The sequence below is a fragment of the uncultured Caulobacter sp. genome (assembly GCF_947036865.1).
Taxonomy (GTDB): domain Bacteria; phylum Pseudomonadota; class Alphaproteobacteria; order Caulobacterales; family Caulobacteraceae; genus Caulobacter.
Map to the genome: position 1 here is coordinate 22,007 of NZ_CAMQSF010000001.1, position 17,659 is coordinate 39,665.

6 protein-coding genes are annotated in these 17,659 nt (G+C 69.3%); all 6 read right to left on the reverse strand.

Annotation, left to right across the window (positions count from 1 at the left end):
- Positions 1-110: 110 nt before the first annotated feature.
- The 6 genes from Q0V34_RS00110 to Q0V34_RS00135 all read right to left on the reverse strand — a co-directional run bounded on the left by Q0V34_RS00110 (position 111) and on the right by Q0V34_RS00135 (position 17,634).
- Positions 111-2,501: an FkbM family methyltransferase gene (locus tag Q0V34_RS00110; RefSeq protein ID WP_297506254.1), complete on the reverse strand. Its 2,391-nt coding sequence runs from the start codon at positions 2,499-2,501 to the stop codon at positions 111-113.
- Positions 2,498-4,516: an N-acetylglucosamine transferase gene (locus Q0V34_RS00115; RefSeq protein WP_297506255.1), complete on the reverse strand. Its 2,019-nt coding sequence runs from the start codon at positions 4,514-4,516 to the stop codon at positions 2,498-2,500. Before Q0V34_RS00115 ends, Q0V34_RS00110 begins: the two co-directional genes overlap by 4 nt.
- Positions 4,517-4,652: 136 nt before the next feature.
- Entirely contained in the window at positions 4,653-12,062 is a 7,410-nt protein-coding gene (locus Q0V34_RS00120) for an ice nucleation protein (protein ID WP_297506257.1), read from the reverse strand.
- Positions 12,063-12,432: 370 nt separating this feature from the next.
- Positions 12,433-14,736, reverse strand: a complete 2,304-nt coding sequence (locus tag Q0V34_RS00125) for a glycoside hydrolase family 3 N-terminal domain-containing protein (protein WP_297506259.1) — start codon at positions 14,734-14,736, stop codon at positions 12,433-12,435.
- Positions 14,737-14,808: 72 nt separating this feature from the next.
- Positions 14,809-16,155 carry a dicarboxylate/amino acid:cation symporter gene (locus Q0V34_RS00130; protein WP_297506261.1) on the reverse strand — a complete coding sequence of 449 codons (1,347 nt, stop codon included), beginning with the start codon at positions 16,153-16,155 and terminating at the stop codon, positions 14,809-14,811.
- A 165-nt stretch (positions 16,156-16,320) separates the two neighbouring features.
- Positions 16,321-17,634, reverse strand: a complete 1,314-nt coding sequence (locus Q0V34_RS00135; RefSeq protein WP_297506263.1) for a sugar MFS transporter — start codon at positions 17,632-17,634, stop codon at positions 16,321-16,323.
- Positions 17,635-17,659: the final 25 nt, after the last annotated feature.

The window sequence follows — 17,659 nt, forward strand, 5'->3', positions numbered from 1 at the left end:
TAGCCGAAAGTGTGCGCGGTTTCGGCGGCGAGCACGCTCTAAATGTTAGAAAGCGAGCCTGTTTATCTGTTTCGAATGATCCATTCGAAACAGACAGGCTCTAGCGCCCCTTATTCCTCCAGGGTCGAGGTATCGAAGCCGTGATACAGCGACAGGAACCGGAACGGATGACCGGGTACATACTCGCTGAACATCACGTTGTTGATGTCGCTGAACGTATCGAAAGTGCCGATCCGCGCGTCGGGCGCATGGAGGGCCAGATGATATCGGGCCAGGTTCAGAGCGACCTGGTCGATCCAGCGGGTGACGCGCTCGCGGCTTAGGCGGTCGTCGAGATAGGCCCGCAGCCAGCGCAACAGGACCGCCGTGGCCGGGGTGGGCCGGGCCAGCAGCAGATTGGCCGTGATGCGCGAGCCGGCCTGATAGTTGCGGTCGTTCTCGTTGAGCACCAGATCGGCGTCGCGCCACTGGTCCAGCAGGTCGGCGACGCCACGCTGCAGCAAGAGGTCGATGTCGGACACGAACACCGGCCGCCCCAGCAGGTCGAGCAGCGCGCCCAGGCGCTGGAATCGCACCGACTGGTAGTGGGCGACGGGGATGGCGATCAGGCCCTTCGGCGGCGCCTCGAAGCACTTCGTGGTGACGCCGGCGGCGTCGAACCGGTCCCCGGTGAAGACCACGCGCGGATCGTCGATCCGCACCGTCGCCGCCGCCTCGGCCAGGCGCTCGGCCCCGCCGATGACGTGGATCACCACCAGGAACGGCACGTCGCCGTGCTTGATCACCGACAGGGCCAGCCAGCGGGCATAGAGCTCGACATAGCGCGCGTCGGCGGCGGCGAAGAACACCGCCTGGACGCCGAGGGCGTCGGCATGCGCCTTCAGGCCTTCCTCGTCGAGGGTCCGGCCGTCGCCAGTCAGGAAAACCCGCGGACCGTCATCGACGGCCGGCGGCGTGGGCGCGCCGAGCCTGGCGTTCGTCAGGGCGTCCATCACGACGCCGTAATGCACCACCCAGTCGTTCCACTCGTCGCTGGGCGACCGAACGTCCATCGCCCCGGCCTCGGCCAGCAGGGTCTCGAACAGCGCCAGCCGCTCTTGGGTCGGGGGCTGGCAGAGGATCAGGCTGACGGCGTCGTGGTAGTATTTCATCCGCCCCAGCGGATGCAGGCCCGCGCTCGGGTCGCGCGCCTTGTCGATGGCCTCGGCCAGTTCGGCCGCGATGTCGATCTCAGGTTCCGGCGGGGCGACGTAGGCGCCGCCAAAGAACCCGGTGAGCAGGCGCGTCAGGTCCGGGCTGGGCGGCAAGGCGCCCTCCCCGCCCAGGATCTCGAAGGCCAGCCCGCCCCGCCAGCCGACCTGCAATTCGAACCGCTCGGGCGCCTGCTCCCAGGCCGCCTCGTCGGGCAAGGTCAGGTGCTCGACCTGCGGCGTCTTCGGCGCCAGCACGAGGGCTTCGTCCCGGTGGTCCGCGCCCCAGCGGTGATGGGCGAAGCCGCGATGGGCGCCCTCCAGCCGCAGCATCTCCAGATAGCGTGACGGCGTGGTGATCCAGCCCGCCTCGGCCAATAGCGGCAGGCGCTCCAGCAGCACCGACGGCCGCGCCAGGGTCTGCACGACGTGCGGCGCGACGACATAGTCGAACCGTCCCTCGCGGCCCACCCGGGCGAGCAGGGGGCGATAGGTCTCGGGATCGCAAAGGTCGGCGTCGGGCCCGCCCAGGACCGCGTCGCGCAGATCCTCGGGCCAGCCCGGCGGACCGCCGCCGATCAGCAGCACGCGGCAGGCGGGGTTCTGGCTCTTGCGCTTGCGCAGGTGCTGGACGATGCCGCCCAGGTCGTGCAGCGGCGCCAGCCGTCCCAACTGCGAGGGCCGCGCCGAGCGGCGCTTGAACAGCAGGTCCATCTGCAGGACGCCGTCTTCTCGCACCTCCGGCAGGCGGTGAATCTCGGTGATCGCCGCCGGCGCGAAGCCCATGGCCGACAGCTCGCTCAGGACCGCCTCGGCCTGGGGCGCGCCGACGTTGAACTCGACGAGCGAGATCTCGACCAGGATGTAGTCGGCCTGGCGCAGCACGGCCTGGCCGCCGCGCAGGATGTCCAGCTCCGAGCCCTGGGTGTCGATCTTGACGAAGTCGAAGCGGCGGCCGGCGAACAGATCGTCGATCCGCGCCGTCGGCACCGTGCGCCGCGTGACCAATTCGTCGCTGAAATAGTCGGAGTTCTCGCGATAGAGCGAGGCGCCGGTCGAGACCAGCCAGCCTTCGCTCAGAAACAGCTCGGCCTCGCCGTTGACGTCCGAGGCGGCCAGCATGTGGCGCTCGTAGGGCAGCTTGGCGAGCTCGGGTTCGCAGTACGGGTTGGGCTCGATCAGCGTCGGGACGCAGTCGGGGAAGACCTGCAGGAACCCGTGGGTGAAGCCGCCGCCGTTGGCCCCGATGTCCAGCAGGGTGCGGGGCCCGTAGCCGTCGAGCCTCAGCGCCTCCAGCTGCGGACGATTCACGCCGCGCCGCCTTGCCACAGACGCCCGTCGGCCGGGATCGCCTTGACCTGATGCCGGCGCGCCAGTTCCCGCAGATAGAGCGCGTGCAGGTCGGGCTCGCCCTGCATCTCGCGATCGTCGCGGTCCAGGGCGACGCCGATCTCCAGATAGGTCTGGAGGTTGGCGAGGTTCGGCCGGGGCCGCCGGCCGGCCTGATGCTCGGCGATCATCTCGGCGTAGAGATCCTCCAGCTTGCCCGCCAGGAGGTCCATGTCGAACAGGACGCAGGTGTCGCGCTGGGCCTCAAGCTTGGCCCGCAGCGCCTGGGCGCGGGCGCGGTCGGCCCCGATCTCGACGGCCGTCTCGACATAGGCTCGGGCGCTGTCGACCACCAGCTCGGGCAACCCGGCGCTACGCACCAGGCTGCCGCAGACGCGAGAGGCGAAGCTGCGCCCGGGCCAGGTCAGCACCGGCACGCCCATCCACAGCGCGTCGGAAGCCGTGGTGTGGGCGCCGTAGGGCGTGGTGTCGAGGAACAGGTCCGCCAGGCGATAGCGCGCCAGATGGATGGCGTTCTGCAGCTTCGGCGCGAAAACCAGCCGCATGCGGTCGACGCCCCGCGCCTCGGCCGCGTCGCGCAGGCGGGCGTTGGTCTCGGGATTGTTGTCCAGCAGCCAGAGCACGCTGCCTGGCGTGCGCTTCAGGATCTCCATCCAGCGGTCGAAGACGTGCGGCGTGATCTTCTGCGTGCCGTTGAAGCAGCAGAACACGAAGCCGTCCTCGGGAAGGCCCGCCTCGGCTCGGCTCGGCGCGGTCTCGGCCACCTTGCGGCGGCGATCGTTGGGTTGGTAGCAGGGCAGCCGCCGCACGGCCTCGGAATAGTAGAGCTCCATGTCCTCCGGAATGATCCAGGGATCGGCGATGATGTAGTGGTGATAGTCGCTGCCCATCGAGCCCGGATAGCCCAGCCAGTTGACCAGGATCGGCGCGGGGCGGCGCGCGAACACCGCGGTGCGGGCGTCGCGGGTGTGTCCGTTGACGTCGACCAGGATGTCGATGCCGTCGTCGACGATGCGCTGCACGGCCTCATCGTCCGACATCGGACGAATGTCGGTGAAGTGCTCCACCGCCGCCCGGATACGAGTGTTCAGGCCGTCGCTGGATTCCGGTCCGCAGTAATAGGCGAAGACCTCGACCTTGGACTTGTCGTGCACCTCGAAGAGCTCGGCCATCAGATAGCCGACGGCGTGGTCGCGCAGGTCGGACGAGATGTAGCCGATGCGCGGCCGGCGGCCGGCGAGGTCGATCGGCGCGTCGCGGCGGTCGGCGCGGATCTGTTCGGGCGTGACCTTGGCCTCGCGTTCGATGAAGGCCGCGCCGGCGGCCAGATGCAGCAGCGGATCGTCGGCATAGGCGGCGATCGACAGCGGATTGACCCCGCGCAACAGGGTTTCGCGGCTCAGGCGCTCGTTGGGCTGCAAGGCCGGCCACTTGCACTGCGCCAGGCGGTTGGCCACCAGCTGGCCGACCACGTCCATCGCCTGGGGCTCGAGGTCCGCAGCGCGTTGCAGGGCGATCTCGGCGCGGGCCGGCTGGTGCATCTCGCCCAGCAGGCGGGCGATCTGCTTGAGGCACGTGAAGGCGTAGCCCACCCCGACGCCGCTGGCGACGACGCTGCGATTGGCGCCCGCCTCCCAGGTGGCGATCGCCTGCTCCTGCAAGCCGGCGCGCTCCTGCAAGCCGCCGAGATTGACATAGGCCGGCATGAAGTCGGGATTGATCGTCACGGCCTGTTCCAGCGAGGCGGCGGCGCCGGCGTTGTCGCCCAGGGCCGCCTGCAGGATCGAGCGATTGAACAGCGCCACGCAGAGCTGCGGATGCTCCGGGTTGAAGCGGATCCAGACCTTATAGGCCTGGTCGGCCAGGGCCGGCTGTCCGTCCTGCCCGAGCTGGGCGGCCACCGTAATGACGTCGGCCAGCGAGGCGCCCTCGGCGGTCAGCTTGCTGAGCAGATCCAGCGTGTCGATGTCGGCCATTGTCTTCCTGGAACCGATAGGCGCGCGTGAGGGCGGCGCGAGTCAGCGCGATGAGATGATGCCATGCGGAACTTGTCTCGACCAACGGCCGAGAGGCGGTCCGCCGCCCGCTTCGGCGGGCGGCGGGGCCAGGGGATCAGGTGACGTCCAGATAGGTGGCGATCTGGGCGTCGTTCAGGCTCTGCACCTGGGTGGTGGTCAGGGCGTTGGCCTGGGTGCTGGACATCTGCGCGATGTTGGTCGTCGACAGATAATCCAGCTGGGTCGTGGTCAGACCCGACAGCTGCGTCGCCTGCAGTCGGCCGATCTGGGTGGTCGTCAGCGTGTCGATCACCGTCGTCGACAGCGCGCCCAGCTGGGTGCTGGTCAGCGCCGCGAGCTGGGTGTCGGCCAGTTCGCCGACGTCGGTCGAGGTCAGCCCCTTCAGCTGCGTCGTCGTCAGGCCGCGGACCTGGGTGGTGGAAAGCGCCGCCACCTGGGTGCCGTTCAGCGCCGAGACGTTGCTCGCCGACAGCGACGCCAGTTGCAGGATGCTCAGCGCCGCGATCTGGGTGTCGGCGAACTGACCGATATCCGTGACCGTCAGGCTGGAGAGCTGGCTGGTGGTGATACCCTTCACCTGGGTGCTGCTCAACGCGCCGACCTGGGTCGCGTCGAGGGTCGAGAAGGCCGAGGCGGTCAGGGCGCCCACTTGGGTGGCGCTCAGCGCGTTCACCTGGGTGGTCGACAGCTGCGCCGCCTGGGTCGTGGCCAGGGCGCCGATCTGGGCGTTGGTCAGAGCGCCCACCTGGGTGTCGGCCAGTTCGCCGATGTCGGTGGTTGTCAGGCCCTTCACCTGATCGACGGTCAGGCCCTTGATCTGGGTCGCCGTCAGGGCGCCGACCTGGGTGGCGTCGAGCGCCGAGACGTTGGCCGCCGACAGCGCCGCCAGCTGGGTCGTGGCCAGGGCCGCGATGTGCGTGGTGGTCAGCTCGCCGATGTCGGTGGTCGTCAGGCCCTTCAGCTGATCGGCGGTCAGGCCCTTGATCTGGGTCGCGGTCAGGGCGCCGGTCTGGGTCGCGCTGAGCGACGAGAAGGCCGTCGCCGTCAGCGAACCGATCTGGGCGGCCGACAGGGCCGACAGCTGGGTCGTCGCCAGTTCGCCGATATCGGTCGTGGTCAGGCCCTTCAGCTGGCTGGTCGTCAGGCCCTTGACCTGCGTCTCGCTCAGCGCGCCCACCTGGGTGGCGTTCAGGTTCGAGAAGCCGGTCGCGGTCAGCGCGCCGAGCTGGGTCGAGGTCAGCGCCCCGACCTGGGTGTCGGCCAGGTCGCCGATATTGGTCGTGGTCAGGGCGGCCAGCTGGCTGGTCGTCAGGCCCTTGATCTGCGTCGTGTTCAACGCGCCGATCTGGGTCGCGTTCAGCACCGTGACGCCGGTGGTGGTCAACGCGCCGAGCTGGGTCGCGCTGAGACCGCCGATCTGGGTGGTCGACAGCTCCTGCACCTGGGTCGGGGCCAGGGCCGCGACCTGGGCCGCCGAGAGCGCGCCGACCTGGGTGGCCGAGAGCTCGTCGATGTCGGTGACCGACAGACCCTTCAGCTGCGTCGTCGACAGCGCCTGGATCTGGGTGTTCACCAGGGCCGAAACCTGGGTTTGGCTGAGCGCCGAGACGTTGGTGGCCGTCAGGTTCTTCAGCTGATCGGCCGTCAGGGCCTGGATCTGGGTCGCCGAGAACTCGCCGATATCCGTCACCGTCAGGCCCTTCACCTGATCGGCCGTCAGACCCTTGATCTGCGTCGCGTTGAGGATCGCCACCTGGGTCGTGCTCAGCGCCGAGAAGCCGGTCGCGGTCAGCTGACCCAGCTGGGTCGCGGTCAGCGCGCCGACCTGGGTGTCGGCGAGGTCGCCGATGTCGGTGACCGTCAGCGCCTTAAGCTGCGAGGCGGTCAGGCCCTTGATCTGGGTCGTGTTCAGAGCGGCGGTCTGGGTGGCGTCCAGGGCCGAGAAGGCCGTGGCCGTCAGCGCCCCCACCTGGGTGGAGGCCAGCGCGCCGATCTGGGTGTCGGCCAGTTCGCCGATATCCGTCGTGGTCAGGGCGCCGAGCTGAGCCGTGGTCAGGCCCTTGAGCTGAGTGGCGTTCAGCTGGCCGACCTGGGTGGCGTTCAGGGCCGAGAAGGCCGACGGCGTCAGGGCGCCGATCTGGGTCGCGCCCAGGGCCGCCAGCTGGGTCGTCGCCAGCTGCGCCGCCTGGGTCGTGGCCAGGGCGGTGATCTGAGAGGTCGTCAGCGCCGCCACCTGGGTGTCGGCCAGGTCGCCGATGTCGGTCGTCGTCAGACCCTTGAGCTGATCGTTGGTCAGGCTCTTGATCTGGGTCGCGGTCAGGGCGGCGCTTTGGGTCGCCGACAGCGCCGAGACGTTGGCGGAGGACAGGTTCTTGATCTGATCGGCGGTCAGGGCCGCGATCTGGGTGTCCGCCAACTCGCCGATGTCGGTGACCGTCAGGCCCTTCAGCTGATCGGTCGACAGGCCCTTGATCTGGGTGGTGTTCAAGGCCCCGACCTGGGTGGCGCTCAGGGCCGAGAAGCCCGTCGCGGTCAGCGCGCCGATCTGCGACGCCGTCAGGGCCGAGACCTGGGTCGTGGCCAGCTCGCCGATGTCGGTGACCGTCAGGCCCTTAAGCTGGCTGGTGGTGAGGCCCTTGATCTGGGTCTCGTTGATCGCCGCGACCTGGGTGCTGTTGAGGTTCGAGAAGTTGGTCGCCGTCAGCGCGCCCAGCTGGCTGGCCGCCAGGGCCGCGACCTGCGTATCCGCCAGATCGCCGACATTGGTGGTCGTCAGAGCGCCGAGCTGGCTGGTCGTCAGGCCCTTGATCTGCGTGGCGTTCAGCGCGCCGATCTGGGTGGCGTTCAGCGCGTTGACGTTGGTGGTGGTCAAGGCGCCGATCTGGGTCGAGGCCAGCCCGCCGATCTGGGTGACCGACAGCTCCTGCACCTGGGTCGAGGCCAGCGCCGTGATCTGAGCGGCGGTCAGGGCGCCGATCTGGGTGGCGTTGAGCTCATCGATGTCGGTGACCGACAGACCCTTGAGCTGGGTGGTCGACAGCGCCTGGATCTGGGTGTTGCTGAGCACCGCGACCTGGGTGTCGGCCAGGGCCGAGACGTTGGCGGCCGTCAGATTCTTCAGCTGATCGGCCGTCAAAGCCTGGATCTGGGTCGTCGAGAACTCGCCGATGTCGGTGGTCGTCAGGCCCTTCAGCTGGTCGGCCGAGATGCCCTTGATCTGGGTGGCGTTCAGCGTGGCCACCTGCGTGGCGCTGAGCGCCGAGAAGCCCGTCGCGGACAGCTGGCCCAGCTGGGTCGGCGTCAGGGCGCTGACCTGGGTGTCGGCCAGCTCGCCGATGTCGGTCGCGGTCAGGGCCTTCAGCTGCGTGGCCACCAGACCCTTGATCTGGGTCGAGTTCAGCGTCGCGACCTGGGTGCCTGTCAGGGCCGAGAAGCCCGTCGCGGTCAGCTGCCCAAGCTGCGTCGCCGTCAGGGCGGCCACCTGGGTGTCGGCCAGTTCACCGATGTCCGTGGTCGTCAGGGCGCCCAGCTGGCTGGCGGTGAGGCCCTTGAGCTGGGTGGCGTTGAGCGCGCCGACCTGGGTGGCGTTCCAGGCCGAGAACTTGGTCGCGCCGATCGCGCCGATCACCGTCGAGCTGAGGCCGCTGATCTGGGTCGTGTTCAGGTCCTGAACGTTCAGCGACGTGATCTGCGAAGCCGAGAGCGCGGCGATCTGGGTGTCCGCCAGTTCGCCGATGTCGGTCGTCGTCAGACCCGCGATCTGGGTGTTGGTCAGGCCCTTGATCTGGGTGACCGTCAGCGCCCCTTGCTGGGTGGCGTCCAGCGCCGAGATGTTCGTCGCGGTCAGGTTCTTGATCTGGTCGGCGCTGAGGGCGCCGATCTGGGTGGCCGACAGCTCGCCGACGTCCGTCGTCGTCAGGCTCTTCAGCTGATCGGTCGTCAGGCCCTTGACCTGGGTGGCGTTCAGCTGGCCGACCTGGGTGGCGTCGAGCGCCGAGAAGGCCGTCGCCGTCAGGGCCCCGAGCTGCGACGCGGCGAGCGCCGCCACCTGGGTGGTGGCCAGCTCGCCGATATCGGCGGCCGACAGGCCCTTCAGCTGGGTGGTGGTCAGGCCCTTGATCTGGGTCTCGTTGAGCGCGGCGACCTGCGTGCTGTTCAGCGACGAGAAGCCGGTGGCGGTCAGCTGGCCCAGCTGCGTCGCCGTCAGGGCCGCGACCTGGGTGTCGGCCAGATTGCCGATATTGGTCGTCGTCAGCGCGCTGAGCTGGCTGCCCGCCAGGCCCTTGATCTGGGTGGTGTTCAGCGCGCCGATCTGGGTGGCGTTCAGGACCGTGACATTGGTCGAGGTCAGGGCGCCGATCTGGGTCGCCGTGAGGCCGCCGATCTGGGTAGTAGACAGCTCCTGCATCTGGGTCGAGGCCAGGGCCGTGACCTGAGCCGCCGAGAGGGCGCCGATCTGGGTCGCCGACAGCTCGTCGATGTCGGTGGTCGTCAGGCCCTTAAGCTGGGTCGTCGACAGCGCCTGGACCTGGCTGCTGTTCAGCGCCGAGATCTGGGTCTGGCTCAGCGCCGAGACGTTGGTGGCCGACAGGTTCTTGATCTGGTCGGCGGTGAGGGCCGCGACCTGGGTGTCGGCCAGCTCGCCGATGTCGGTGACCGTCAGGCCTCGCAGCTGGTCAGCGTTCAGGCCCTTGATCTGGGTGGCGTTCAGCGTCGCCACCTGGGTGGCGTTCAGCGCCGAGAAGCCGGTCGCGGTCAGCTGGCTCAGCTGCGTCGCCGACAGCGCCCCGACCTGGGTGTCGGCAAGCTCGCCGATATCGGTGACCGTCAGACCCTTCAGCTGCGCGGCCGTCAGGCCCTTGACCTGGGTCTGGCTGAGCGCGGCCGTCTGGGTGGCGTCCAGGGCCGAGAAGGCGGTGGCGGTGAGGGCCGCGACCTGGGTCGAGGCCAGGGCCGAGACCTGGGTCGTCGCCAGCTCGCCGATGTCGGTCGCCGTCAAGGCGCCCAGTTGGGCCGCGGTCAGACCCTTGATCTGGGTCTCGTTCAGCGCCCCGACCTGGGTGGCGTCCAGCGCCGAGAAGTTGGTCGCCGTCAGGGCGCCGATCTGCGAGGCGCTGAGGGCGCTGAGCTGGGTCGTCGACAGGCTCTTGACGTTGGTCACGTTGAGGCCGGCGATCTGCGAGGTCGCCAGGGCCGCCACCTGGGTGTCGGCCAGTTCGCCGATGTCGGTGGAGGTCAGACCCTGCAGCTGCTGGGTCGTCAGGCCCTTGATCTGGGTGGTGGTCAGGGCGGCCGCCTGGGTCGACGACAGCGCCGAGACGTTGGTGGCCGACAGGTTCTTGATCTGATCGGCGCTGAGAGCGGCCACCTGGGTGTCGGCCAGCTCGCCGATGTCGGTGACGGTCAGGCCCTTCAGCTGATCGGTCGTCAGACCCTTGATCTGGGTCGTGGTCAGCGCGCCCGTCTGGGTCGCGGTGAGGGCCGAGAGGCCGGTCGGCGTCAGCGCGCCGATCTGAGCGGCCGACAGGGCCGAGACCTGGGTGGTCGCCAGCTCGCCGACGTCGGTGACGGTCAGGCCCTTCAGTTGGGTGGTCGTCAGGCCCTTGACCTGGGTCTCGTTCAGCGCGGCCACCTGGGTGCCGTTCAGCGTCGAGAAGCCGGTCGCGGTCAGCTGGCCCAGTTGGGTCGAGGTCAGCGCCGCCACCTGGGTGTCGGCCAGATTGCCGATATTGGTGGCGGTCAGGGCGGCCAGCTGGCTGCCGTTCAGGCCCTTGATCTGCGTCGTGTTCAGCGCGCCGATCTGGGTGGCGTCGAGCTGGGTGATGTTGGTCGCGGTGATGGCCGCGATCTGGGTCGAGCTGAGGCCGCCGATCTGGGTCGTCGACAGCTGCTGCACCTGGGTGTTGGCCAGGGCGCCGAGCTGGGCGGCGGTCAGACCGCCGATCTGGGTCGCCGACAGTTCGCCGATGTCGGTGGTCGTCAGGCCCTTCAGCTGGGTCGTGGTCAGCGCGGCGATCTGGGTGGCGCCCAGCGTGGCGACCTGCGTCTGGCTGAGCGCCGAGACGTTGGCCGCGGACAGGTTCTTGATCTGGTCGGCGCTGAGCGCCGCGACCTGCGTGTCGGCCAGCTCGCCGATGTCGGTGACCGTCAGCCCCTTCAGCTGATCGCCCGTCAGGCCCTTGATCTGGGTCGTGTTGAGCGCGGCGACTTGCGTGGCGCTGAGGGCCGAGATGTTGGTGGCGGTGACGGCGCTCAGCTGCGACGTGGTCAGGGCCGCGACCTGGGTGTCGGCCAGTTCGCCGACGTCGGTGGCCGTCAGGGCCTTCAGCTGGTTGGCGGCCAGGCCCTTGATCTGGGTCGTGTTCAGCGTGGCGATCTGGGTCGCGTTCAGCGCCGAGAAGGCCGTGGCGCTCAGGGCGCCCAGCTGAGTGGCGCTCAGGGCCGCGACCTGGGTGTCGGCCAGCTCGCCGACGTCGGTGGCGGTCAGGGCGCCGAGTTGGGCGGTCGTCAGGCCCTTGATCTGGGTCTCGTTCAGCGCGCCCACCTGGGTGGCGTTCAGCGCCGAGAAGTTGGACGCGCCAAGCGCGGCGACCTGGGTGGCGGCCAGCACCGACAGCTGGGTGGTCGCCAGTTGCTGGACCTGGGTCGTGGCCAGGGCGCCGAGCTGCGAGGTGCTCAGCGCGGCGACCTGGGTGTCGGCGAACTCGCCGATGTCGGTGGTCGTCAGACCCTTGAGCTGGTCGGTCGTGATGCCCTTGATCTGGGTGGCCGACAGCGCCGCGGTCTGGGTGGCGCTCAGCGCCGAAAGGTTCGTCGGGGTCAGGGCGCCGAGCTGCGACGAGGTCAGGGCGGCGACCTGGGTCGCGGCCAGTTCGCCGATGTCGGTGGTCGTCAGGGCCTTCAGCTGGGTGGTGGCCAGCGCCGCGATCTGCGTGCTGTTCAGCGCCGCGACCTGGGTGCTGCTCAGCGCCGACAGCGCCGACGCGCTCAGGGCGGCCAGGCGCTCGCCCGACAGGGCCGCGACCTGCGTCCCGGCCAGCTCGCCGATGTCGGTGACGGAGAGCCCCTTAACCTGGGACGCCGTCAGCCCCTTGATCTGGGTCTCGTTCAGGGTGGCGACCTGGGTGTCGACCAGCCCCGAGAAATTGGTCGCCGACAGCGCGCCGATCTGGGTCGAGCTGAGGACGGCGATGTGCGAGGTGTCGAGCGCGGCCAGTTGGGTGGACGTCAGCGCCGAGACCTGCTGGGTCGAAAGCTGGGTCAGCTGGGTGACGTCGAAGGTCACCGAGGTGGCGAACTTCGGGATCTGGGTGGCGGTGAGCGCCTTGACCTGGGTCGTGCTGAGCGCGGCGACCTGGGTGTCGGCCAGCGCGCCGATGCCCGTCGCGCTGATCGCGGCGATCTGCGTCCCGTTCAGCGACTGGATGTCCGTCGTCGTCAGGCCCTGGATGGCCGTGACGGACAGATTCGAGATCTGCGCGGCGGAAAGACTCGAGATCGTCATTCATCCATCCTTGCTGATGGACGCGGCCCAACGCGCGTCCTGAGCAAACGAGGAGACGCCCCCTACGCAAGCGCCCCAAATCAGCCACACCCCGGCCAGATGGCAGTAACCATATTTCGTTTCCAAGTCCTTTCAACGAGACATGCCGACGCAGCGCTGAACTTGCCTTCCGACCTCGTCGCAAATGGTTCACGCGGATGGGTAAGGGTCGCGGCAAAGCCTTACAGGACAAGGCGATAGCCTGAACCTGATTCGACGGCGCGCTCTTCTTGACGCCGTTGCTTTTGCTTATCGCGAACTTAAGATCGGGGCCTCGACAGGCCGCGATCGCCACGTTCGGGCCGCAATTCCTAACGCCAACGATTCGGGGTCAGGCCTGCCCTGGGGGCAAGAGCTCGAAGCTGGCGGCAAGGCCGTCCACGGAGGAGTTCGCGACCCACAGGTCGAACATGCCCGGTTCGGCGAGCCAGTAATCGTTGTCGCCGACGAACATCAGGTTCTCGCGCCTCAGGTCGAAGCGGACCTCGCGGTCGGCGCCGGGCGCCAGGGCGACGCGCTGGAAGCCCTTCAGTTCGCGCACGGGCCGGGTGCGGCTGGCGACCCGATCGCGGATATAGAGCTGGACGACGTGTTCGCCGTGGGTCTGGCCGGTGTTCCGCGCCTTGGCGGTGATCCGCAGCGTATCGTTCCAGCCGAGCCGCGCGGTCGACAGCTTCAGGTCCGAGAGAACGAAGCCGGCATAGCCCAGCCCGTATCCGAACGGATAGAGCGCGTCGTTGCGGATCGACCGCCAGCGGGCCTTGTATTCCTGGGCGTTGGGATCGGCGGGCGCCGGGCGGCCAGTGGTGCGGCCATTGTAGAAGAACGGCTCCTGCCCGCTGTCGATCGGGAAGCTGACCGGCAGGCGTCCCGACGGATTGACCGTTCCGAACACGACGTCGGCCACGGCGTTGCCCATCTCGCTGCCCAGGAACCAGGTCGCGAGAATGGCCGGCGCGTCGCGCACGACGCCCTCAAGCTGCAGCGCGCGTCCGTGGCGCAGCAGGACGACGACGGGCTTGCCCGCGGCAGCGACGGCTTCGGCCAGGCGCATCTGCACCGGCGGGATGCGGAGGTCGGTGCGCGACTTGGCCTCGCCGGTCATGTCCTGGCCCTCGCCGACCGCCAGCAGGACGACGTCGGCGGCCTGGGCGGCGGCGACAGCGCGCTCGAAGCCGCCGGCCAGGGTGGTCTCGACCTCGCAGCCGCGCTCGACGATCAGGCTGCCCGGGTCGGCGAGTTGAGCGCGCAGGCCCGTCGCCAGGTCGACGTTCAGCCGGCGGTCCGCAAAGAAGCCGCCCCAGGCGCCCAGCACGTTGTCGCGATCGTCGGCGAACGGCCCGATCAGGGCGATGCGCTTGCCGGCCTTGGGCAGCGGCAGAAGACCCTTGTCGTTCTTCAGCAGCACGATCGAGCGGGCCCCGGCTTCGCGGCTCAGGGCGCGCGCGGCCGGCGTCGCGGTGCGCGCGCGTTCGGCGTCGGGGTCCAGGGAGCGGTAGGGATTGTCGAAGAGGCCGATGGCCTCCTTCAGCGCCCGCACGCGGCGCACGGCGGCGTCGACCGTGGCGATCGGCACGGCGCCGGACGCGACCAGCTCCGGAAGGTAGCGGACATAGAGCCCGCTCTGCATGCTGATATCGATCCCGGCCAGGATCGCCAGCCGCGCCGCGTCGCGGTCGTCGGCGGCGTAGCCGTGCGCCACCAGTTCCTGGTCGGCGGTGTAGTCGGAGATCACGACGCCCTTGAAGCCCCACTCGCCGCGCAGCACGTCGGTCAGCAGGCGCTTGTTGGCCGTGGCCGGCACCCCGTTCACGTCGTTGAAGGCCGACATCACCGTCATGGCCCCGGCGGCGAAGGCGGCCTGGAACGGCGGCAGGTGCACCTCGCGCAAGGTGGCTTCCGAGAGCTCGACGGAATTGTATTCCAGCCCGGCCGTCACCGCCCCATAGGCGGCGAAGTGCTTGGGCGTGGCCAGCATGCTGTCGTCGGCCTTCAGGTCTCGGCCCTGGAAGCCGCGCACGCGGGCGGCCGCCAGCACCTGGCCCAGATACGGATCCTCGCCGGCGCCCTCGGCGACCCGTCCCCAGCGCTGGTCCCGCGCGACGTCGACCATCGGCGCGAAGGTCCAGTGCAGACCCGAGGCCGAAGCCTCGCTGGCGGCGGCGCGGGCGGTGCGCTCGGCCAGGTGCGGATCGAAGCTGGCCGCCTCGGCCAGCGGGATCGGGAACACCGTGCGGAAGCCGTGGATCACGTCGGCGGCGAACAGCAGCGGGATCTTCAGGCGCGAGCCCTCGACCGCCGCCTTCTGGGTCTCCAGGGCCGCTTGGGCCCCCACCCCGTTCATCAGGACGCCGATCCGTCCGGCCTTGATCTCGGCGGTCAGGGTCTGGGCGTTGCGCAGATTGACCAGAGGGTTCATGTCGCCGACCGGCGGACGGATCATGTCGGCGAAGCACGACAGCTGGCCGGCCTTCTCCTCGATCGTCATCTCGGCGAGCAAGGCCTCGATCCGGCCGGAGGCGCGGGCGAAGGCCCGGGGCGTGGCGACCGCGAGCCCCGCGAGGGCGGCGGCGCCGGACAGGAAGGCGCGGCGGTTCGACCCGAGCGGGCCGCCGGTCGTCGTCTTCGAGGTCATGGAATCTCCCGGGGGGCGCGTCACAAGGCGCGCAAACTCGCCGCTAAAGCCTCCCGGCGCAACCGCGCTCGCCTATTCGGCCGCGTGCAGCACCGCTTCGATCGGCGCGCCGCCGGCGTTGTAGACCTCGAGGTCCAGGATCCCTTCGCGCTTGGCGACGATGGTCGGCACCAGCGCCTGGCCGGCGACGTTCACCGCCGTGCGGCCCATGTCGAGGATCGGATCGATGGCCAGCAAGAGGCCGGCGCCCTCCAGCGGCAGGCCCAGGGTCGACAGCGTCAGGGTCAGCATGACCGTCGCGCCGGTCAGGCCGGCGGTGGCCGCCGAGCCGATCACCGAGACGAAGACGATCAGGAAATAGTCGGAGACCGCCAGGTGCACGCCGAAGAACTGCGCCACGAAGATCGCCGCCACGGCCGGATAGATCGCCGCGCAACCGTCCATCTTGGTGGTGGCGCCGAACGGCGCGGCGAAGGCGGCGTAGGCGCGCGGCACGCCCAGATTGGTCTCGGTCACCGCCTCGGTCACCGGCAGGGTACCGATCGACGAGCGCGACACGAAACCCAGCTGGATCGCCGGCCAGGCGCCCTGGAAGAAGCGAATGGGGTTGAGCCCGTTCAGCGCCAGCAGGGTCGGGTAGACCACCAGAAGCACCAGGGCCAGGCCGATATAGACCGCCCCGGCGAAGGCGCCGAGTTGGCCCAGAGTGGTCCAGCCGTACTGCGCCACGGCGTTGCCGAACAGGCCGATCGTGCCGATCGGCGTCAGGCGGATCACCCACCACAACACCTTGCGGACGATGGCCAGGGCCGAGGCGTTGAACTTCAGGAACGCCTCGCCCGCCTCGCCGACCTTCAGCGCCGCGACGCCGGTGACCAGCGAGATCACCACGATCTGCAGCACGTTAAACGAAAGGCCCGTCGTGGCCGCGCCGCCGTCGCCGATCTTGGTCGAGGCGGTCAGGCCCAGGATATTGACCGGCACGAGACCGGTCAGGAAGTCCAGCCACGAGCCGTGGGTCTTGGGCGCCTTGGCCGCGGCGGCCGCGACGCTGGCGTGCAGGCCCGGCTGCAGGATCACGCCCAGCGCGATGCCGATCAGCACGGCGATCAGGGCGGTGACGGCGAACCAGAACAGGGTCCGCCAGACGAGGCGCGCGGCGTTTCGCAGTTGGGCGATGTTGGCGATGCTGGCGACAATGGCCGTGAACACCAGGGCCGGCACCAGGGCGCGCAGCAGCTGGATGAAGATCGAGCCGACCTGATGCAGGGTCTCGGCCAGGCCATAGCCCGCCTGCCCTTCCGCCGGTCCCAGCTGCCGCGCCAGGAGGCCCAGGCCCAGGCCCACGACCATGGCCGCCAGGACCTGGATCCCGAAGCCGCTGATGAAGCGGCTGGTCTTGGTGGGGGCGGCGGCCATGCGCGATCCTCGCGGTTGAAGGCCACGAATGTCGGGCCGCGCGCTGGGTTTTACGACCGGGCTTTTTCCACAAGCCCTTTCAGGAAAACTGATCGCGTCGCGTGCGGTCAAAAAGAAGGGGAGCCCCGAGGAGCTCCCCTGTGCGCTCGCGAGGGCGAGGAAGGATTAGTGAACGGTCGCCGCCGGCGCCGCCTCGATCGCCTCGGCCGGCTTGCGGGCCGACCAGCCGAAGGCGGCGATGACGAGGTAGCAGACCGCCGGCACGAACATCGCCAGGCCCAGGCCGCCGATGTGGTCGGCGGTGAAGCCGGTCAGCGGCGGGATCACCGCGCCGCCCACGATGGCCATGCAGAGCAGGCCCGAGGCGGCGGGCGTCTTCTTGCCCATGCCCTCGATGCCCAGGGCGAAGATGGTCGGGAACATGATCGAGTTGAACAGGCCGACCGCCAGCAGGGCGTAGCCGGCCGTCGCGCCCGACGTCAGGGCCGAGGTGGTGATCAGGCCCACCACGACCAGCGCGCAGACGGTCAGCGCCTTGCCGGGCGACACCCGCGCCAGCACCACCGAGCCCAGCAGGCGCCCCACCATGGCGCCGCCCCAGTACCAGGACAGCATCTTGCCCGCTTCCGACAGCGGCAGGCCCAGGGTGGAGGGCTGGGCCAGATAGTTGGTCATGAAGGTGCCGATCGACACCTCGGCGCCGACATAGACGAAGATGCAGAGCACCGCGAAGGCCAGGCGCTTGTACTTCAGCAGGCCCAGCATCTCGCCGAGACCGGCGGCGGCCTCGGCCTGGGGCGCCTTGTCGTTCTTGCGCAGGAACCAGAACAGCAGGGCCAGGACCAGCAGGCCGGCGGCGATGATCAGGTACGGCGTCTGGACCGCGTGCGCCTGGGTGTGGCGCAGGGTCTCCAGCTGGGCCGGCGACAGCGTCGCGGCGTCCGGCGCCTTCTCGATGTGCTTCAGGATCAGGGCGCTGCCGACGAACGGCGCCAGATAGGTGCCGAACGAGTTCAGGAACTGCGCGAAGGTCAGGCGGCTGGAGGCGGTCTCGCTTCTGCCCAGCAGGGCGACCAGCGGATTGGCCGCGACCTGCAGCAGGGTGATGCCCGAGGCCAGAATGAACAGCGCACCGAGGAAGCCGTAATAGACGCCGGTGTTGGCGGCGGGGGCGAACAGCAGGCAGCCGATCATCATGACCACCAGCCCGACGACGACCGCGCGCAGATAGCCGAGGCGGCTCAGCACCCAGCTCGCCGGCAGGGACATCAGGAAATAGGCCCCGAAGAAGCAGGTCTGGGTCAGGGCGGTCTGGAAGTTGTTCAGCTTGAACAGCGACTTCAGCGCCGGCGCGACGAGGTCGACCAGGCAGGTCGAAAAGCCCCAGGCGAAGAACAGCAGAATCACGAAGGGCAGCAGCACGCCGCCGGATTTGCGCTCGCCGCCCGAAGGCGCGACCGCGCCGCCCATGCCCGCCATAGCCCGCTTCTCCCCAAATCTTGCC

Bases quoted from the DNA above. Each gene is read 5' to 3' on its own strand.
- Q0V34_RS00115 (WP_297506255.1), bottom strand. From the start codon at position 4,516: ATGGCCGACATCGACACGCTGGATCTGCTCAGCAAGCTGACCGCCGAG.
- Q0V34_RS00120 (WP_297506257.1), bottom strand. From the start codon at position 12,062: ATGACGATCTCGAGTCTTTCCGCCGCGCAGATCTCGAATCTGTCCGTC.
- Q0V34_RS00125 (WP_297506259.1), bottom strand. From the start codon at position 14,736: ATGACCTCGAAGACGACGACCGGCGGCCCGCTCGGGTCGAACCGCCGC.
- Q0V34_RS00130 (WP_297506261.1), bottom strand. From the start codon at position 16,155: ATGGCCGCCGCCCCCACCAAGACCAGCCGCTTCATCAGCGGCTTCGGG.
- Q0V34_RS00135 (WP_297506263.1), bottom strand. From the start codon at position 17,634: ATGGCGGGCATGGGCGGCGCGGTCGCGCCTTCGGGCGGCGAGCGCAAA.